Annotated in this window: 14 protein-coding genes; 8 read left to right on the top strand and 6 right to left on the bottom strand. The window is 64.1% G+C overall.

What is annotated here, in order from left to right:
- Nucleotides 1-62: 62 nt before the first annotated feature.
- The 4 genes from dut (at nt 63) to C8D77_RS18085 (ending at nt 3,018) form a co-directional block, all read left to right on the top strand.
- Complete coding sequence (dut, locus tag C8D77_RS18100; RefSeq protein ID WP_056588233.1) at nt 63-548, top strand: dUTP diphosphatase; 486 nt, start codon at nt 63-65, stop codon at nt 546-548.
- Nucleotides 548-1,210 carry an HAD family hydrolase gene (locus tag C8D77_RS18095; RefSeq protein WP_109666074.1) on the top strand — a complete coding sequence of 221 codons (663 nt, stop codon included), beginning with the start codon at nt 548-550 and terminating at the stop codon, nt 1,208-1,210. Before dut ends, C8D77_RS18095 begins: the two co-directional genes overlap by 1 nt.
- A gap of 69 nt (nt 1,211-1,279) precedes the next feature.
- A complete protein-coding gene (locus tag C8D77_RS18090; RefSeq protein ID WP_109666072.1) occupies nt 1,280-2,134 on the top strand; it encodes a hypothetical protein in 855 nt (284 codons plus the stop codon).
- An 80-nt stretch (nt 2,135-2,214) separates the two neighbouring features.
- Nucleotides 2,215-3,018, top strand: a complete 804-nt coding sequence (locus C8D77_RS18085; protein WP_109666070.1) for an isocitrate lyase/PEP mutase family protein — start codon at nt 2,215-2,217, stop codon at nt 3,016-3,018.
- 9 nt (nt 3,019-3,027) lie between these two features.
- Here C8D77_RS18085 and C8D77_RS18080 read toward each other — a convergent pair whose 3' ends face one another.
- Both C8D77_RS18080 and C8D77_RS18075 read right to left on the bottom strand, forming a co-directional pair.
- Nucleotides 3,028-3,726: a sulfate transporter family protein gene (locus C8D77_RS18080; RefSeq protein WP_109666068.1), complete on the bottom strand. Its 699-nt coding sequence runs from the start codon at nt 3,724-3,726 to the stop codon at nt 3,028-3,030.
- An 88-nt stretch (nt 3,727-3,814) separates the two neighbouring features.
- A complete protein-coding gene (locus tag C8D77_RS18075; protein WP_170136763.1) occupies nt 3,815-4,732 on the bottom strand; it encodes a DMT family transporter in 918 nt (305 codons plus the stop codon).
- A gap of 231 nt (nt 4,733-4,963) precedes the next feature.
- Between C8D77_RS18075 and C8D77_RS18070 the strand changes: the two genes are divergently transcribed.
- Nucleotides 4,964-5,962, top strand: coding sequence for an adenosine kinase (locus C8D77_RS18070; protein WP_109666066.1), 999 nt, complete (start codon nt 4,964-4,966; stop codon nt 5,960-5,962).
- A 341-nt stretch (nt 5,963-6,303) separates the two neighbouring features.
- Nucleotides 6,304-7,005 (top strand): antitoxin Xre/MbcA/ParS-like domain-containing protein, encoded by a 702-nt coding sequence (locus C8D77_RS18065; protein WP_109666063.1) that lies wholly within the window; start codon nt 6,304-6,306, stop codon nt 7,003-7,005.
- A gap of 27 nt (nt 7,006-7,032) precedes the next feature.
- On the opposite strand, the gene speB is transcribed toward C8D77_RS18065, so the two are convergent.
- Nucleotides 7,033-7,992 carry an agmatinase gene (speB, locus tag C8D77_RS18060; protein ID WP_109666730.1) on the bottom strand — a complete coding sequence of 320 codons (960 nt, stop codon included), beginning with the start codon at nt 7,990-7,992 and terminating at the stop codon, nt 7,033-7,035.
- Between the two features lie 50 nt (nt 7,993-8,042).
- The gene (locus C8D77_RS18055; RefSeq protein ID WP_164757693.1) at nt 8,043-9,149 is read right to left on the bottom strand and encodes a polyamine ABC transporter substrate-binding protein; all 1,107 of its coding nucleotides are present in this window, start codon (nt 9,147-9,149) and stop codon (nt 8,043-8,045) included.
- 133 nt (nt 9,150-9,282) lie between these two features.
- On the opposite strand from C8D77_RS18055, the gene C8D77_RS18050 reads away from it, so the two are divergent.
- Nucleotides 9,283-10,173, top strand: coding sequence for a LysR substrate-binding domain-containing protein (locus C8D77_RS18050; protein ID WP_245951813.1), 891 nt, complete (start codon nt 9,283-9,285; stop codon nt 10,171-10,173).
- Between the two features lie 31 nt (nt 10,174-10,204).
- Here C8D77_RS18050 and C8D77_RS18045 read toward each other — a convergent pair whose 3' ends face one another.
- Nucleotides 10,205-11,296: a sensor domain-containing diguanylate cyclase gene (locus C8D77_RS18045; RefSeq protein ID WP_109666057.1), complete on the bottom strand. Its 1,092-nt coding sequence runs from the start codon at nt 11,294-11,296 to the stop codon at nt 10,205-10,207.
- 266 nt (nt 11,297-11,562) lie between these two features.
- Nucleotides 11,563-13,842, bottom strand: coding sequence for an NADP-dependent malic enzyme (locus C8D77_RS18040; protein ID WP_109666055.1), 2,280 nt, complete (start codon nt 13,840-13,842; stop codon nt 11,563-11,565).
- A 213-nt stretch (nt 13,843-14,055) separates the two neighbouring features.
- Between C8D77_RS18040 and mutS the strand changes: the two genes are divergently transcribed.
- Complete coding sequence (gene mutS, locus C8D77_RS18035; protein WP_109666053.1) at nt 14,056-16,788, top strand: DNA mismatch repair protein MutS; 2,733 nt, start codon at nt 14,056-14,058, stop codon at nt 16,786-16,788.
- The last annotated feature ends 30 nt before the right edge of the window (nt 16,789-16,818 follow it).

Here is a 16,818-nt window from a genome sequence, read left to right as displayed (position 1 = left end):
GCCGTTGATAGAATTACAGTCGAGTTGACCGAATCGCCGTTCGCGCCGATAGGATCGATTTTATGCGCGCAGCCCTTCAAACTCCCTCCGTCATCGGTCCGACCGTCGGCTTCGTCAGGTTGCCGCATGGTGAAGGACTTCCCCTTCCCGCCTATGAAAGCACTGGCGCGGCCGGCATGGATTTGCGCGCCGCGGTGCCGGACGACCGGCCGCTGCTGATCCTGCCGGGAAAACGCGCTTTGGTGCCGACCGGGCTGATCCTGGAAATTCCGGAAGGCATGGAGGGTCAGGTCCGGCCACGCTCGGGCCTTGCTTTCAAACATGGCCTTACCGTCCTCAACACGCCCGGCACCATCGACAGCGACTACCGCGGCGAGGTCAAGGTGTTGCTGATCAATCTGGGCGACGAGGATTTCGCGGTGACGCGCGGCATGCGCATCGCCCAGATCGTCTTCGCGGCGGTGACGCAGGCGGCCGTGGAAGAGCGCACATTGGCAGGCGGCACCGCGCGTGGCGCGGGCGGGTTCGGCTCGACCGGCACCGCCTGATGTCTGAACTGCCTAAACTTGTCATCTTCGACTGCGACGGCATCCTGGTCGATACTGAGAACTTGGCCAACCGGCGCCTCGCCGAATGGCTGACCGCTGCCGGCTATCCGACAAGCTTCGAATATTGCCGCAAGAATTTCTCCGGCCGCAGCATGGCGTCGGTGCAGAAAGAGATCGAAGCAGAGACCAGCGTCAGGCTCGGCGCCGATTTCGTCGATCGCTGGAATGCCGGCCTGCCGGACCTGTTCGCCCATGGCGTCGAGGCGATCCCCTACGTCCGCGAGTTTGTCGAAGCCGTGCGTTCAGCCGATATCGCCTATTGCGTCGCCACCTCGGCCCGGGTGTCGAAAATGCACATCACGCTTGGCCAGACCGGACTGTTGCCGCTGTTCGAGCACGCGATGTTTTCTTCGACCATGGTCGGTCGCGGCAAGCCGTTTCCCGACCTGTTCCTGCATGCGGCCAAAACCATGGGCTTTGCGCCCGCCGACTGCATCGTCATCGAAGACAGCGTCGCCGGCACGCAGGCCGGCATCGCCGCCGGCATGCGGGTGTTTTCCTATCATGCCGATCCCTATTCCGACCGCGACGGTCTGATCCAGGCCGGCGGCATCCTTTTCGACGACATGCGCGAGCTTGCCGGGCTGGTGCCGATCCACTGACCATCGTCCCGACTGGACGGCTTGGTGGGCTGTGCTACGTTCCGCGCCCGACAGCCTGAGGCGACGACCATGCCGACGAACCTGCTTCGCTTCATCCTCGCCGTGATGCTGCTGCCATTGCTGTGGACCGCAGCGCTTGCCCAAGACGCCAGCCTTCCGGATCTAGGCAGCCCACTGCCCGGCCGAAAAGATTTCACCTATCTCGACCTCGCCAGGATGGTCATTCCTGATCTTGCCGCCGACAAGAATGGCTTTTACAGGGGCGGGCTGCCGATCAAGATGCGCCATATCGAGGGGCTCGACAGCGGCGGCTCGCCGCCCGAGACGTCGGGCTTTTCCAACGCTGCAGTGCTTGCCATCAGGGCTGGCGGCAAGGACCGCTTGACCATGCTGTTCGATCTCGGTGATTCCTCCGATAGCGCCGAGGGCTATGCGGTGCTGGCGCTGTACGACATTACGGGCAAGCCAAAGCTGCTCGACGCCGCCAATGTCGCCCTCGACCGCAGCACCTATTTCCGCGAACCCGGCAAGCTCGCCGTCAGCGCCAGTGATGACATCCTCACGATCGAGAGTTCGCATTCCAATTCAAACCAGAACTATATTATCGTCCCGCTGATCATGGTTGCCAGGGACAGGTTGAAGCTGATCGACATCATCTACATGTTCAATGAGCACGTGTGTGCCTACAGCCGGACGCAGGACATTGCCTTCAAAGCCATCGCCGAGGGCCAACGCCATGCCGCCATCAAGGTGACGGTGACCGATGCCACAGTGCTGAACGGCGAAAGGTGCGGCGACGAACCGCCCAAGCCTGAGTCCCACGCGATTTCCGTCACCTATCACTGGGACAAGAAGACATCGCGCTACGCCAAGGATTCCGACGCGCTGGACAAATTGGCAGGAGAGAACGCCAAACGCTTCTGAACCAACCGCATTCGTTTGCCCGGTCAAATGGGGCAGGATAAAATCCGCTTAGCCACACAGCACATGATGGGGGAATTACCATGGACAAGGGCAAGATCTTTCGCGACCTGCATGCCTCGACCTTCGTCATGCCCAATCCCTGGGATATCGGCACGACGAAGCTGCTGGGTTCCTTCGGCTTCACGGCACTGGCGACGACCAGCGCCGGCTTTGCCTTTTCGCGCGGCCTGCCGGACGGCGCCGTGACCTTCGAGGCGATGATCCACCATTGCCGCGAGGTGACGGCGGCGACCAGCCTGCCGGTCTCGGCCGACCTCGAGAGGGGCAAGGGCGACAGCGCCGAGCAGGCTGCCGAAACCATCTTCGCGGCCGAAGCGGCCGGTCTTGCCGGCTGCTCGATCGAAGACCACACTGGCGATCCGGACAAGCCGATCTATGATTTTACGCATGCCGTCGAGCGCGTCGCGGCAGCCGTGGAGGCGGCGCGGGCGCTGAAGCGCGATTTCGTCTTCACCGCGCGCGCCGAGAATTTTCTGTGGGGCAAGTCCGACCTCGACGACACCATCAAGCGGCTGCAGGCCTTCGAGAAGGCCGGCGCCGACGTGCTCTATGCGCCAGGCATCGGCGACGTCGCGATGATCCGCACGCTCTGCTCGGCGGTCAGCAAGCCGGTCAACGTCATGGCGAGGCCCGGCTTCACCATCGCGGATCTCGCCATGGCCGGCGTCAAGCGTATCTCGCTCGGGCCGTGGCTGACCAATTTCGCCTATGGCATGCTGGAAACGGCGGCGCGCGAGATCCAGCAGGACGGCACGTTCGGCTTCACCCGCGCCGCCATGCCGTTCGGCAAATTGCAGGCGCTGTTCGCCAAACCTTCAGCTTGACACGTGCCGTCACCGGCGTCTTTCCCGCACCGAAATCGCCTTGTGCAGATGCACCATCATGGCGGCGGCGAAGAGCGGCGTCACCAGATTGAGCAGTGGCACGGCGAGGAAGGCAGCGATGAGCAGCCCGGAGAAAAACACCGTGCCGGCATAGTGCCTGCGCAAGGCCCTGGCCTCTTCTTCGCCGCGAAAGCGCATGGCGGCGAATTCGAAGAACTCGCGCCCGAGTAGATAGCCGTTGACGATGAAGAAAGCGGCGATGTTGACGCCCGGCACCAGCAGAAGCAGCAGGGCCACGATGTTGCCGAGAATGACGACGCCAAGGAATCGCATCGACAGCACCAGCGAGCGCAGCACCGGCATGGCGCGGCCGGGAGGATCGCCGGGATAGTCGGTGCGCTCGACCACTTCGGCGATATCGTCAAGGAACAGGCCGGCGATAACAGCCGTCACCGGCGCGATGAGCAACGCCATGCCGAAGGCAAGCGCTATTGCCGCGACGATGCCGCCCAGCCACCCGGCCCAGGACGGCATGCCGGGCAACAGCGTCTGCAGCCAAGGCAGCGCCAGCCACTCAACGAGGCTGGTCAGGCCGAACCACAGGGCCACCAGCGCCAGCACGGTCAAGCCCAGCGTCTTGATGAACACGGCACGAAACGGAGGCGAGAGCAGCTCGAGGGCCGCAGTACGGGCAGCGTCGAAAATCACCGTGCTTCAACCCCAGGTCAGCGGACGCCGCCGAAAGGCGGACGCCTCCGAGATAGGCAGCGCAGGTCGCGAGCACAAGCGCGGACAACTATCGCGCAAACGCTGGCTTGCGAACCGGGATGGTCATGGCAGCGACCCCGGCCACGACAAAACCCATGCCCAGCCATGCCGTCGAGCCCAGGCTTTCGCCAAGGAAGAGGGCGCCGATGCCGACGCCGATTGGCACGCGCAGATAGGCCTGCGAGGTGGTGCCGACCGAGCCCAGCGTGTGGATGAGGCGGAAATAGATGACGAAGGCCAGCGCAGTGGAAAAGACCGACAGGCCGAGCAAGGCCAGGATCGACGCCGTCGATGGCGCCAGCGTCCACGGCTGGTCGAACACAAGACTGAGCGGCACGAGGATGATGGCGCCGCACAGCATCGAACCTGCGGCCGGCAGCATCGGATCGAGGCCCTTGAAGCCGCGGCCGAAAATGGCCGCACCCGCATAGCAGATCGTTGCCGCGACGATTGCCAACTGCGCCCAAAGCTCGTGACCAAGGCCACCCAGCGCCTCGGTGCCGATGATGAGGCAGATGCCGGCAATGCCGGCGCCGACGCCAATCAGTTTGCGCAACGTGACCGGCTCATGGCGGGTGATGAGCGCGGTCAAAAGGAAGGTGAAGATCGGCGAGGTCGCGTTCAGGATCGTGGCGAGGCCGGCGTCGACCGAGCGTTCGGCCGCGGCGATCAAGGTGAACGGTATGACGCTGTTGAGGCATGCCTGGAAGGCAAAGCGGCGCCAGCTTGCCGCGTCGCCCGGCATGGTGAGCCCGCGCCAGCGGATGATGGCGAACAGGATGCCACCGGCGATCAGGGTGCGGGCGGCAATGAAGGTGACCGGCGGGATCGTCTCGACGCCGATCTTGATGAAGGTGTAGGAGGCGCCCCAGAGCACCGCCAGCACGGCGAGCAGCGCCAGGTCGGTGGTCAGGTTGTTTTTTGCAGGTCCGTTCTTTGTAGACATAGGGGGCTGGCTCGGCGTCGAAATGGGATCGTCTGAGCCATGCTTGTAGGCCGTGCGGCGATGAAATGCTTCGGCCACGGTCGAATTGTCATAGCGCCTCGCGGTTGGCGTGCACCAGGCGCACCGCCCCGCCGGCGGCGGCAGAAAATCGGTTGCCAATTTTCGGGGGTCATGCTGTAGACCCGCCCGGGCATGGCAAGAAGCCGGCTCGGGTTTTTGGCGGAGACATTGATGCCGAAATATGACGTGCTTTGCATCGGCAATGCCATTGTCGACATCATCGCCCAGTGCGACGAGGAATTCCTCGAGACCAACGGCATCATCAAGGGCGCGATGAACCTCATCGACACACAGCGCGCCGAGCTGCTCTACAGCCGCATGGGCCCGGCGATCGAAGCCTCCGGCGGCAGCGCCGGCAACACGGCGGCCGGCGTCGCAAGCTTCGGCGGCCGCGCTGCCTTCTTCGGCAAGGTCTCCAACGATGCGCTGGGCGAAATCTACGCCCACGACATCCACGCCCAGGGCGTCGCCTTCGACACCAGGCCGCTCAAGGGCGAGCCGCCGACGGCACGCTCGATGATCTTCGTCACCCCCGACGGCGAGCGCTCGATGAACACCTATCTCGGCGCCTGCGTCGAGCTTGGACCGGAGGACGTCGAGGCCGACAAGGCGTCTGGCGCCAAAGTCACCTATTTCGAAGGCTATCTGTGGGACCCGCCACGCGCCAAGGAAGCGATCCGCCAGACGGCGAAGCTGGCGCATGCGGCAGGCCGCGAAGTGTCCATGACACTGTCGGATTCGTTCTGCGTCGACCGCTACCGCGACGAATTCCTCGACTTGATGCGCTCGGGAACGGTCGACATCGTCTTTGTCTTTGCCAACAGCCACGAGATCAAGTCGCTCTATCAGACATCGTCATTCGACGAGGCGCTGGCGCAGATCCGCAAGGATTGCCGGATCGCCGCCGTGACCCGCTCGGAAAAAGGCTCCGTCATCGTGCGCGGCGACGAAACCGTGGTGATCAAGGCGACCGCCATCAAGGAACTGGTCGACACGACCGGTGCCGGCGATCTCTATGCCGCGGGCTTCCTGCATGGTTACACGCAAGGCCGCGACCTGCAGACCTGCGGCGACCTTGGCTCGCTGGCGGCCGGACTGGTGATCCAGCAGATCGGCCCCAGGCCGCGGCAGAATTTGCGCCGCGAGGCTGAGCAGGCGGGGTTGCTTTAGCTCAAAGGCGGGCGCTTGCTGGGGTAGTAGCAGGATCGCGCTCCAGCCCTTCGCAGGCTCAGGGCGTTCGAAGCTCGAAAAGCCAAGCAATTGGCTTTTCGTCCGCTGCGCGGACCGCTTCTCACCGTCGCGCGGCTGTCACACACCGCACCTACACGCAATCTAGGCGCCCCGCGATTGACCTTTCGGGGCGCCGATAGTCAGTTGGGGTGTCAAGAAATGCGAGACAGCAAGCTGTCGGGCCGCTGCATCTGTTGCCGTTGCGATTTTCGCTTTCCGCTCTAGAAATTCAACAACCGGCCGCTTCTGTGGGAGGAGCGCGCGGCCCGGAAGACAGATGCATGAACAGATTTCAGATCCGGGGCCTCAAGCAGGACGACTTCGCGGATATGGTCGCGGAGGAGGTCGAACGCGCGCTTGCCCATTATGACGAGGCCATCAACAAGCCCACCATGGTCTCGGTCGGCAAGATCGCCGGCAGCATAGCGTCCGCCGTCACCTTGCTGTCGCCGAAGCACCAGCGCGCCATCGACACCATCCATGCCGACCTTCCCGGCCTGGCATCGAAATTCGTGCGCGCCCTGGCGGCGGAGGCCGCGCGCCGCAGCGAAGCCGGTATTGCTGGCGAGACAAATCCGCCGACGACCCTGTTGGCCGATGCCGAGCCCTCTTCGCTGCCAAAGTCCGACGATCTCGAATCGATGCTGATCGAGGACTGGGCGGGCCGCGTCGCCGGCTCGACCTATCTGGAAGAGAATTTGCGTATCGCCCGCTCGACGCTGCATCGCTGGCAACGGCGGGGCGAGGTCATCGCCTTGCGCAAGGGCGGCCGCAAACATGTCTTCCCGCTGGCGCAGTTCGTCGACGGCAGGCCGGTCACGGGCATTCGCGACGTGCTGTCCCTGATCAGCAACCCCAGACTGGCGTGGCTGTGGCTGACGCGCCCCTCGGCGCAGCTCGACGGCCGCGTTCCCGTCGACCTGCTCAGGCAGGATCAGGTCGACGAGGTCATCGAGGCGGCGCGTGCGTTCGCGCCGGACTAAAACTGATATGAGCCCCGCCGGCCGGAGCTATCCTTTCCTTTCCGCCAGCAAGCCAAGATAATGCTGCAGCACGGCGGCACCGGCGATCGACGTGACGTCGGCATGGTCATAGGCCGGCGCCACTTCGACGACGTCGGCGCCGACGATATCAAGCGAGCCCAGCCGCCGCAGGATCATCAGCGCCTCGCGTGACGAAAGACCACCGGCGACCGGCGTGCCGGTGCCTGGGGCAAAGGCCGGGTCGAGACAGTCGATGTCGAAGGTCAGATAGGTCCTGGCATCGCCCACACGCGCCTTGATGCGCTCGACAACGCCGGCCACACCGAGCTCGGCGACATCTTCGCCATGCAGGATTTCAAGGCCGCAGGTGTCCGGCGCGTGGGTGCGGATGCCGACCTGGATCGAGCGCTCCGGCCTGATCAGGCCTTCGCTGACGGCCCTGGCGACGAACGAGCCATGGTCGATACGCTTCTCCTCGTCGAGCCAGGTGTCCTGATGGGCGTCGAACTGGACCAGCGCCAGCGGCCCATACTTCTTCGCATGCGCTCTGAGCAGCGGCCAGGTGACGTAGTGATCGCCGCCGATGGACAACAGCGTGACGCCGGCATCGACGACCTCGCCCGCCTGCGCCTCGATCTGCCATGGCGTCTCGTCATGCCGGCCGAAATCAAGGCCGCAATCGCCATAGTCGATGACCGCCAACCGTTCGAACGGATCTGCGCGGAAGGGATATTGCGGATCGCCTTCGAGGATGGCCGAGGCGCGCCGCACGCCTTGCGGACCGAAGCGGGCGCCCGGCCGGTTGGAGACGGCCGCATCGAACGGGATGCCCCACACGGCGACATCGACGCCGTCAAGGTTGCGGGTCAACCTGCGGCGCATGAAGGACAGGACGCCGCCATAGACCGGCTCGTGCGAACCCCCGTAAATGGTCTTGCCGAAAACGGCATTGTCGGTTTCGCGTGTGTGCGGCAATGATTTGAGCATATCGATCATCTTTTTGCTGGAGAGAGGTGCAGGGCCCGAGCAGGTCAGGATCAGTTCGTTCCGGTGATGAAGCCGGTCCATAGCCGGGTAACCAGGCGCAGCGATTTCTGATCGCGTGGTTGAGCGGCAAACAAATGTTTCATCGTCTCTTGCGAGATGTAGATGTCTGGATTGTCGCGAACGACCTCGTCGACCATCGGCGTCGCCGCCTTGACAGCGTTCGGGTAGAGCGTCGCATTGGTGAAGCGGGCGGCGACCCGCGGCGTGATCAGGAAATCCAGAAAGGCCTGGGCGTTTTCGGGGTGCGGCGCATCGACCGGAATGGTAACGACGTCGAAGAAGATTTCCGTGCCCTCCTTCGGGATGGAATAGCCGATATCGGCGCCGCTTTTGGCGTCCACCGCCTTGGTCGCCGCGCCGATCGCATCGCCACTCCAGCCAAGCGCCAGGCAGAGATCGCCGGCCGCCATCTCGCTCATGATCGAGCCCGATTTGAAATGCCTGATGTAAGGCTTGATCCCCGTGAGCAGATTGGCTGCCTTCCTGATCTCGCTCTCGTCGGTCGAGAACGGGTCGAAGCCGAGGTAGTTGAGTGCGATCGACATCACGCCTTCCGGCGAATCAACCATAGCGATGCCGCAATCCTGGAATTTTCGCGCCACCTCCGAATTGAAGACCATGTCGAGGCTGTTGACCGGGGCGTCCTTCATCCGCTCGGCGATCTTGGCCTTGTTGTAGATGATGCCTGTCGTGCCATAGGCATAGGGCACCGCATAGGCGTTGCCCGGATCCTGCCTGGCCAGGAAGGCCATGATGTCGGGATTGAGACCCGAGGCGTTGGGGAGGTTCGTCTCGTCGAGCTTCCGGATGGCGCCGGCTTTGATGTACTGGCCGACGATCGATGCGCCCGGCATGATCAGGTCATAGCCGGAGCCCCCGGTCAGCGCCTTGGTCGTGAGCATCTCGACGGCATCGAATGTGTCGTAGACGACCTTGATGCCGGTCTGTTTCTCGAAGTCAGCGATGGTGTCGGCGGGCACGTAATCGTACCAGAAGTAAATGTTGACAGTCTTGTCCTCGGCGGCGAGAGCATCGCCCGTCAAGGTGCAAACGGATAGAGCGAACATCGATGCGGCAAGGGTGGCAAGATGGCGCATGGCGCGGTCTCCCCAAGGGGTCGGATCGCATGAGAATTGCCCGTTCGGCACGATCCGACAAACGGCATTTTTGTCGGTCATACTTGACAAAAACTCATCTCAAGCTTTGTCTTCGACAATGAAGCTGCCTTCGTTGAATGCGATCCGAGCTTTCGAAGCGGCGGCGCGCCTGCACAGCTTCAAGGATGCCGCCGACGAGTTGCGGCTGACGCCCTCGGCGGTGAGCCGGCATATCCGGTCACTGGAACAGGCGCTGGGTATGGAGTTGTTCGAGCGTGGCATCCGACAGGTAACACTGGCGCCGAAAGCCACCCACTTTGCTCGCCGGCTATCCACCGCCTTCAGGTCGATCGAGGCTGCCACCGAAGAGATGGGCAGCCATGGCCGCCCCGATGCCGCCAAGCGCGCCTCGCTGTCGATCAACGCGACCTTCATGAACCTGTGGCTGGCCGACCGCCTGCCGCGCTTCCGCGCCGAGAATCCCGATTTCGAACTCGACGTGTCGATCCACGACGATCAGAGCCGGGGTGGCAATCCGAGTGCCGATCTGCGCGTGCTGTTCACCGCCGATGCCGGCAATGCAGACTATTTGCAGCTTGTGTCACTGGTGATCTTTCCCGTCTGCGCGCCGGCCCTGCTTGCCGGTCCGAATGCGCCAAGCCGGGTAGCCGATCTTGCCGGACAGAGGCTGCTGCACGAGAATACGACCGCCTGGTGGGAGGAATGGTTCGAGAAAGAAGGGCTGAAGGTCGACGCCAAATCCGGCCCGATCTTCCATGACCCGGCACTGGCCGTGCGCGAGGCGGTCAATGGCGGTGGTGTGGCGCTGGTCGACAACATCATGGCGCAGGATCTGCTGGCCAGCGGCCAGTTGGTGGCGCCGTTTCCGGTGCGGCACACGATTCCGGAAAGCTACTGCCTGCAGCAGAAGTCGGGCAATCGCGGTTCGGCCGGCATCAAGCGGTTCCGCGCGTGGCTGTTGGCGGAGATTGCCACCCACAAGCAGGCGATGGGTATGGCTTGAGAACCCTTGTGCACGCCCTTGATAGCGTCGCCTAGGTAGTCTTGCGGATCGGGGGCCGCGGCCTGGACGATGGGTGTTGCGGCGCCATTTCCCTGGCGGTGACCAGCCGGTTGCGGCCGCTCTTTTTTCCGATGTACATCAGCCGGTCGGCGAGCGCGATCAGCGCTTCGGAATCGGCGGCCTCCGCCGGATACATGGCCACGCCAACGGTGCAGCCGACCTGGATGGCGCCAGTCGGCGTGGGAACCTTGATCCGCAACCTTTCCAGGATACGTTCGGCGACGCGCACGGCCTTCTGCTGTGCCAGATCGGCGTCGCCCGAGAACAGGAAGGCGAACTCGTCGCCGCCAAGCCGGGCGACGAAATCGGCGCTGCGCAGGATCGAGCGAAGCTGGCTCGACACGCGCTGCAGCAGCGCATCGCCAGCCTCGTGGCCGAGCGTATCGTTGACTTCCTTGAACCGGTCGAGGTCGATGAACAGAAGGCCGGCCGCCTCGCCGGTGGCGCCGCAGCGGGCCACCACCGATTTGAGTTCGTCGTGGAAGGCGCGCCTGTTGGGCAAGTCGGTCAATGCGTCGTGGTTGGCCGAATGGTCGCTCTGCTGCTTCGCCAGTTCGATCTCGCGCTTTTGCGCCGAGAGTTCTTCGTTGGCTGTCTTCAGATCCAGCAGCAGCTGGGCGTTGAGGTCCTCGACGACCTTGCGGTCGCTGATGTCGACGACGAAGCCTTCGAGGAATTCGAGTTCGCCGGCATCGTCCCAGACACCGCCGCCGATCTCGCGGACCCAGAGCGATTCGCCGACCCGCGGCACGATGCGGTAGTCGACGTTCCAGTTGCAGCGCGCCTCGAGCGCGGCATCGACGGCCGCATAGACCGAGGGCAGGTCATCCGGATGGATGGCCGAGACATAGTCGCGCACCGCGTTGTGAATGAAATCGCTCGGTCGATAACCGCTGATGGTGAGAATGCCGTCGCTGATGTAGAGCATGGTGTAGGACGCATCGTTGCGGCAGCGGTAAAGGTAGCCGTCCATCCGGCCGGTGATGCTGAGAAGCGCATCCAGGCGCTCGTCGTGATAGGCCCCCTGGCCGACCACGGTTGCAGGACTCGTATCGTGCTTCACGGCTGAAAATCCATGACGGTCACCACCCCAGTCTGTCCAAAATGCCGCTCTGGCACATCGACGACAGCTCTCTGGTATAACAACCGGATATTATCAATATCTTATGGATCGCGGTGATTTACCCGCAAATTCGGCTTGAATCGCAGGATTCCTGCGATCACACGTGTTCAGGCGGAATGGCGCGGCCGATTCCGTTCATGCCGCGCAAGGCCTTGCCTCGCTCGAAAAACGTTCGCGACTTTGCCGCCCCCAACGCGGACCGTTCGTCACGTCCCCGCCGTGTAAGCCGCAATCGCCGCCATATTCACGATGTCTGAATCCTTGGCATTCAGCGACACGATCTGAACCGGCTTGTTCAGCCCGACCAGCAGCGGGCCGATCACCGTCGAGCCGCCGAGTTCCTGTAGCATCTTGGTCGAGATCGAGGCGGAGTGGAACGCCGGCATGATCAGCACATTGGCCGGGCCGGTGAGCCGGATGAACGGGTATTGCGCCATGGCACGGGCGTTGAGCGCCACGTCGGCGGCCATTTCGCCGTCATACTCGAAATCGACGCGGCGCTTGTCGAGGATGCGCACGGCTTCCTGGACGCGTTCGGAGCGCTCGCCCTGCGGATGGCCGAAGGTCGAGTAGGCGAGCATGGCAAGCCTCGGCTCGTAGCCCATGCGGCGGGCGAAGCCCGCGGCTTCCTCGGCGATGTCGGCGATCTGCTCGGCGTTCGGCATGTCGTGCACGGCGGTGTCAGCGACCAGCACGGTCTTGCCCCGCGCCAGCACGATCGAGACGCCGATGACGCGGTGGCCGGGCTTCGCGTCGATGACGCGGCGGATATCGTCGAGCGCCGTAGAATAGTTGCGGGTGACGCCGGTGACGATGCCGTCGGCGTCACCCAGCGCCACCATGCAGGCGGCGAAGTGGTTGCGGTCGTTGTTGATCAGGCGTTGGCAGTCGCGGAACAGGAAGCCTTTGCGCTGCATGCGCTCGTAGAGATAGTCGGTGTAGATGCCGTTGCGGCGCGACAGCCTTGCATTGATGATCTCGATGCCTTGCTTGTTGAGATCGATGCCGGCGTGCTTGGCGTTTTCCTTGATGACGTCGTCGCGGCCAAGCAGGATGGCGGTGCCGAGCCGCTGGTTCACATAAGAGACGGCGGCGCGCATGACCTGTTCCTCCTCACCCTCGGCGAAGACGATGCGCTTGGGCTGGCGGCGCACGCGGTCGTAGATGCGCTGCAGGGTCGAGGCGATCGGGTCGCGGCGGGCGGACAGCTCCTGCGCATAGCGGTCGAGGTCGAGGATCGGCTTGCGGGCGACGCCCGAGTCCATAGCCGCCTTGGCCACCGCGATCGGGATGGCCGAGATCAGGCGCGGGTCGAACGGCACCGGGATGATGTAGTTGGGGCCGAATTTCGGCCGGTTGCCCTGGTAGGCGGCGGCGACATCATCGGGCACATCCTGGCGCGCAAGTGCCGCCAGCGCGCGGGCGGCGGCGATCTTCATGTCGTCATTGATGGTGGTCGCCCGCACATCCAGCGCGCCGCGGAAGATGTAGGGAAAGCCGAGCACATTGTTGACCTGGTTCGGGTAGTCCGAACGCCCGGTGGCCATGATGGCATCGGTGCGGATCTCGGCCACTTCCTCCGGCGTGATTTCCGGATCGGGATTGGCCATGGCGAAGATGATCGGGTTCTTGGCCATCGACTGCACCATGGCGGTGGTCAGCGCGCCCTTGGCGGAAAGGCCGAGGAAGACGTCGGCGCCGTCGAGTGCCTCGGCGAGGCTGCGCGCCTCTGTCTTCACCGCATGCGCCGACTTCCACTGGTTCATGCCTTCGGTGCGGCCCTGGAATACCACGCCCTTGGTGTCGCACAAAGTGATGTTTTCGGGCGCAAAGCCCATCGCCTTCATCAGCTCGATGCAAGCGATGCCGGCGGCGCCGGCGCCGTTGCAGACCATTTTCGTGGTCTTCATGTCGCGCCCGGTGATCTCCAGCGCGTTGATCAGGCCGGCGGAGGATATGATCGCGGTGCCGTGCTGGTCGTCATGGAAGACCGGAATGTCCATCAATTCGCGCAGGCGCTGCTCGATGATGAAGCATTCCGGCGCCTTGATGTCCTCGAGATTGATGCCGCCGAAGGAGGGCCCAAGGAAGCGCACGCAGTTGATGAACTCGTCGGCGTCCTCGGTGTCGACCTCGAGGTCGATGGAATCGACATCGGCGAAACGCTTGAACAGCACCGCCTTACCTTCCATCACCGGCTTGGAGGCCAGCGCGCCGAGGTTGCCGAGGCCGAGGATGGCGGTGCCGTTGGAGATGACGGCGACCATGTTGCCGCGCGTCGTGTAGTCGAAGGCGCGGCTTGGGTCCTCGGCGATGGCCAGAACCGGAACCGCGACACCGGGCGAATAGGCGAGGCTCAGGTCACGTTGCGTTGCCATCGGCTTGGTGGCGACGACCTCCAGCTTGCCGGGGCGGCCCATGGCGTGGAATTCGAGCGCTTCCTGCGCGCTGACGGACGGACCGGTGTTCTCGGTTTTCCTGGCCATGATGCTTTTGATTTCCTCGCCGGTGCAGCACCTCCTTGAGCGGGTGCTTTGTTTCGGTCCGAATTAAGACCACGCGCCGCCGCGTGTAAACCGCCAGCGCGCGGGAATCGCGGATCGGATCGGCAATTGCGGGCAATCGGCCGTGTCGGTCGTCCCCCGTTTTTCGAAGCCTCGGCATTAAACCGCGCGATCACATCTGCTAGCGTGCCGCGCATGAACATGCACATTCCAAACGAGCCAGACGCCCCCGAGGCGATGACGCCGGTGCCCACCGCCCACGCCGGCGCCACGCCGATGATAGAGCAGTTTATCGAGATCAAGGCAGCGAACCCGGATTCGCTGCTGTTCTATCGCATGGGCGATTTCTACGAGCTGTTCTTCGATGATGCCGAGAAGGCGAGCCGGGCGCTGGGCATCGTGCTGACCAAGCGCGGCAAGTACCAAGGGCTCGACATTCCGATGTGCGGCGTGCCGGTGCATGCGGCCGACGATTATCTGCAGAAGCTGATCGGCCAGGGATTCCGCGTCGCCGTCTGCGAGCAGATCGAGGACCCGGCAGAGGCGAAGAAACGCGGCGGCAAATCGGTGGTGCGCCGCGACGTGGTGCGGCTGGTAACCCCTGGCACCATCACCGAGGACAAATTGCTGGCGCCCTCGGAATCGAGTTTCCTGATGGCGCTGGGACGGGTGAAGGGCGGAGCTGACCACAGTTTCGCGCTGGCCTGGATCGACATCTCGACCGGCGCCTTTCGCGTCACGGACACCACCGCCGACCGGCTGCTGGCCGACATCTTCCGTGTCGATCCGCGCGAATTGATCGTCGCCGAGCCGGTGTTCCACGATCCCGAACTAAAGCCAGTGTTCGACGTGCTCGGCCGCGTCGCCAGCCCGCAGCCGCCGTCACTGTTCGATTCGGCCTCGGCCACCGGACGCATCGCCCGTTTCTTCGATGTGGCGACGCCGGATAGCTTTGGCGCCTTTTCGCGCGCAGAACTGTCGGCGATCTCGGGCGCCATCGCCTATGTCGAGAAGACGCAGAAGGCCGAGCGCCCGCCGCTGTCGCGGCCGGAGCGCGAGGAGCAGGGCTCGACCCTGTTCATCGACCCGGCAACACGCGGCAATCTCGAACTGCTGCGCACACTGTCGGGCAGCCGCGAAGGCTCGCTGTTCAAGGCGATCGACCGCACGGTGACCGGCGGCGGCGCAAGACTGCTCGCCGACCGGCTGATGGCGCCGCTGACCGACCCGGCCGCGATCGGCGCCAGGCTGGACTCGGTGTCGTTCTTCCGCTCCGAGACGCGGCTCTGCCAGGCGGTGCGGTCGAGCCTGAAGAGCGTCGCCGACATGCCGCGCGCGCTGTCCAGGCTGGCGCTCAACCGCGGCGGTCCGCGCGACCTCGGCGCGCTGCGCGCCGGTTTCGAGGCGGCCGGCGCGATCGCTGAAATCTTTGCCGCGACCGCCCTGCCTCAGGAATTGACGGCCGCACTCGCCGCCATCCATGCCCTGCCCCAGGCGCTGGCCCAGCATCTGACGCAGGCGCTTGGCGACGAACTGCCGCTGCTCAAGCGCGACGGTGGCTTCGTGCGCGGCGGTTACCATGCCGATCTCGACGAGATGCGGGCGCTGCGCGACGAATCGCGAAAAGTGATCGCCGGGCTGGAGCGCTCGCTGATCGACGAGACCGGCATCCGCTCGCTGAAGATCCGGCACAACAATGTGCTCGGCTACTACATCGAGGTGACCGCCAACCACCACGCGGCGATGACCGGCAGCGATGGCGCCAAGGCGCGCTTCATCCACCGCCAGACCATGGCCAATGCCATGCGCTTCACCACGACCGAGCTTGCCGAGCTCGAGACCAAGATCGCCAATGCCGCCGACCGGGCGCTCAGCATCGAGCTTGCCGCCTTCGACGCGTTGACGGCGGAAGCGGTCGGCGAAGCCGAGAAGATCCGCTCTGGGGCCGATGCGCTGGCCGTGCTCGACGTCTCGGCCGCCCTCGCGCTTTTGTCCGAAGGCGAGGCCTGGTGCAGGCCAGTGGTGGATTCCAGCCTCGCCTTCGAGATTACGGGCGGCCGGCATCCGATGGTCGAACAGGCCCTGCGCCGCTCCGGCGAAGGCCCATTCGTCGCCAATGATTGCGACCTGTCGCCGGAGGGCAGCGCCAAGAACGGCGCGATCTGGCTTCTGACCGGCCCCAACATGGGCGGTAAGTCGACGTTCCTGCGGCAAAACGCGCTGATCGCCATCCTGGCCCAGACCGGCTCGTTCGTGCCGGCGACATCGGCCCATATCGGTGTCGTCGACCGGCTGTTCTCGCGTGTCGGCGCCTCGGACGATCTGGCGCGCGGCCGCTCGACCTTCATGGTCGAGATGGTCGAGACGGCGGCGATCCTCAACCAGGCCGGTGAGCGCGCACTGGTGATCCTCGACGAAATCGGCCGCGGCACCGCCACTTTCGACGGCCTGTCGATCGCGTGGGCGGCGGTCGAATATCTGCATGAGAAGAACCGCTGCCGGGCGATCTTCGCCACCCATTTCCACGAGATGACCTCGCTCGCCGGCAAGCTGGCGCGGCTCCACAATGTGACCATGCGGGTCAAGGAATGGGAAAACGACGTCGTCTTCCTGCACGAAGTCGGCAAGGGTGCCGCCGACCGCTCCTATGGCGTGCAGGTAGCGCGGCTGGCTGGCCTGCCGGAAGCCGTGGTCGACCGGGCCAAGGAAGTGCTGCACCAACTTGAGGAAGGCGAGGTTTCGGGCAAGACGAACCGGCTGGTCGACGACCTGCCGCTGTTTTCGGTGGCGGTGAAGCGGGAGGCGCCGAAGCCGGTGAAGAGTGATGCGCTGGGTGTGGCGCTGGGCGAGATCAATCCCGACGAGATGACGCCACGGGAGGCGCTGGAAGCGCTCTACCGATTGAAGGGCCTAACAACGAAACAATAGGACTCCCCTCAGTGACCCGGGCGTAAAACG

It is taken from the genome of Mesorhizobium loti (assembly GCF_003148495.1).
In the GTDB taxonomy this organism is placed as follows: domain Bacteria; phylum Pseudomonadota; class Alphaproteobacteria; order Rhizobiales; family Rhizobiaceae; genus Mesorhizobium; species Mesorhizobium loti.
Note: the sequence above shows the minus strand (reverse complement) of the source record. Positions and strands in the feature narration are given on the sequence as shown.

Bases quoted from the DNA above. Each gene is read 5' to 3' on its own strand.
- dut (WP_056588233.1), top strand. From the start codon at position 63: ATGCGCGCAGCCCTTCAAACTCCCTCCGTCATCGGTCCGACCGTCGGC.
- C8D77_RS18095 (WP_109666074.1), top strand. From the start codon at position 548: ATGTCTGAACTGCCTAAACTTGTCATCTTCGACTGCGACGGCATCCTG.
- C8D77_RS18090 (WP_109666072.1), top strand. From the start codon at position 1,280: ATGCCGACGAACCTGCTTCGCTTCATCCTCGCCGTGATGCTGCTGCCA.
- C8D77_RS18085 (WP_109666070.1), top strand. From the start codon at position 2,215: ATGGACAAGGGCAAGATCTTTCGCGACCTGCATGCCTCGACCTTCGTC.
- C8D77_RS18075 (WP_170136763.1), bottom strand. From the start codon at position 4,732: ATGTCTACAAAGAACGGACCTGCAAAAAACAACCTGACCACCGACCTG.
- C8D77_RS18070 (WP_109666066.1), top strand. From the start codon at position 4,964: ATGCCGAAATATGACGTGCTTTGCATCGGCAATGCCATTGTCGACATC.
- C8D77_RS18065 (WP_109666063.1), top strand. From the start codon at position 6,304: ATGAACAGATTTCAGATCCGGGGCCTCAAGCAGGACGACTTCGCGGAT.
- speB (WP_109666730.1), bottom strand. From the start codon at position 7,992: ATGCTCAAATCATTGCCGCACACACGCGAAACCGACAATGCCGTTTTC.
- C8D77_RS18055 (WP_164757693.1), bottom strand. From the start codon at position 9,149: ATGCGCCATCTTGCCACCCTTGCCGCATCGATGTTCGCTCTATCCGTT.
- C8D77_RS18040 (WP_109666055.1), bottom strand. From the start codon at position 13,842: ATGGCCAGGAAAACCGAGAACACCGGTCCGTCCGTCAGCGCGCAGGAA.
- mutS (WP_109666053.1), top strand. From the start codon at position 14,056: ATGAACATGCACATTCCAAACGAGCCAGACGCCCCCGAGGCGATGACG.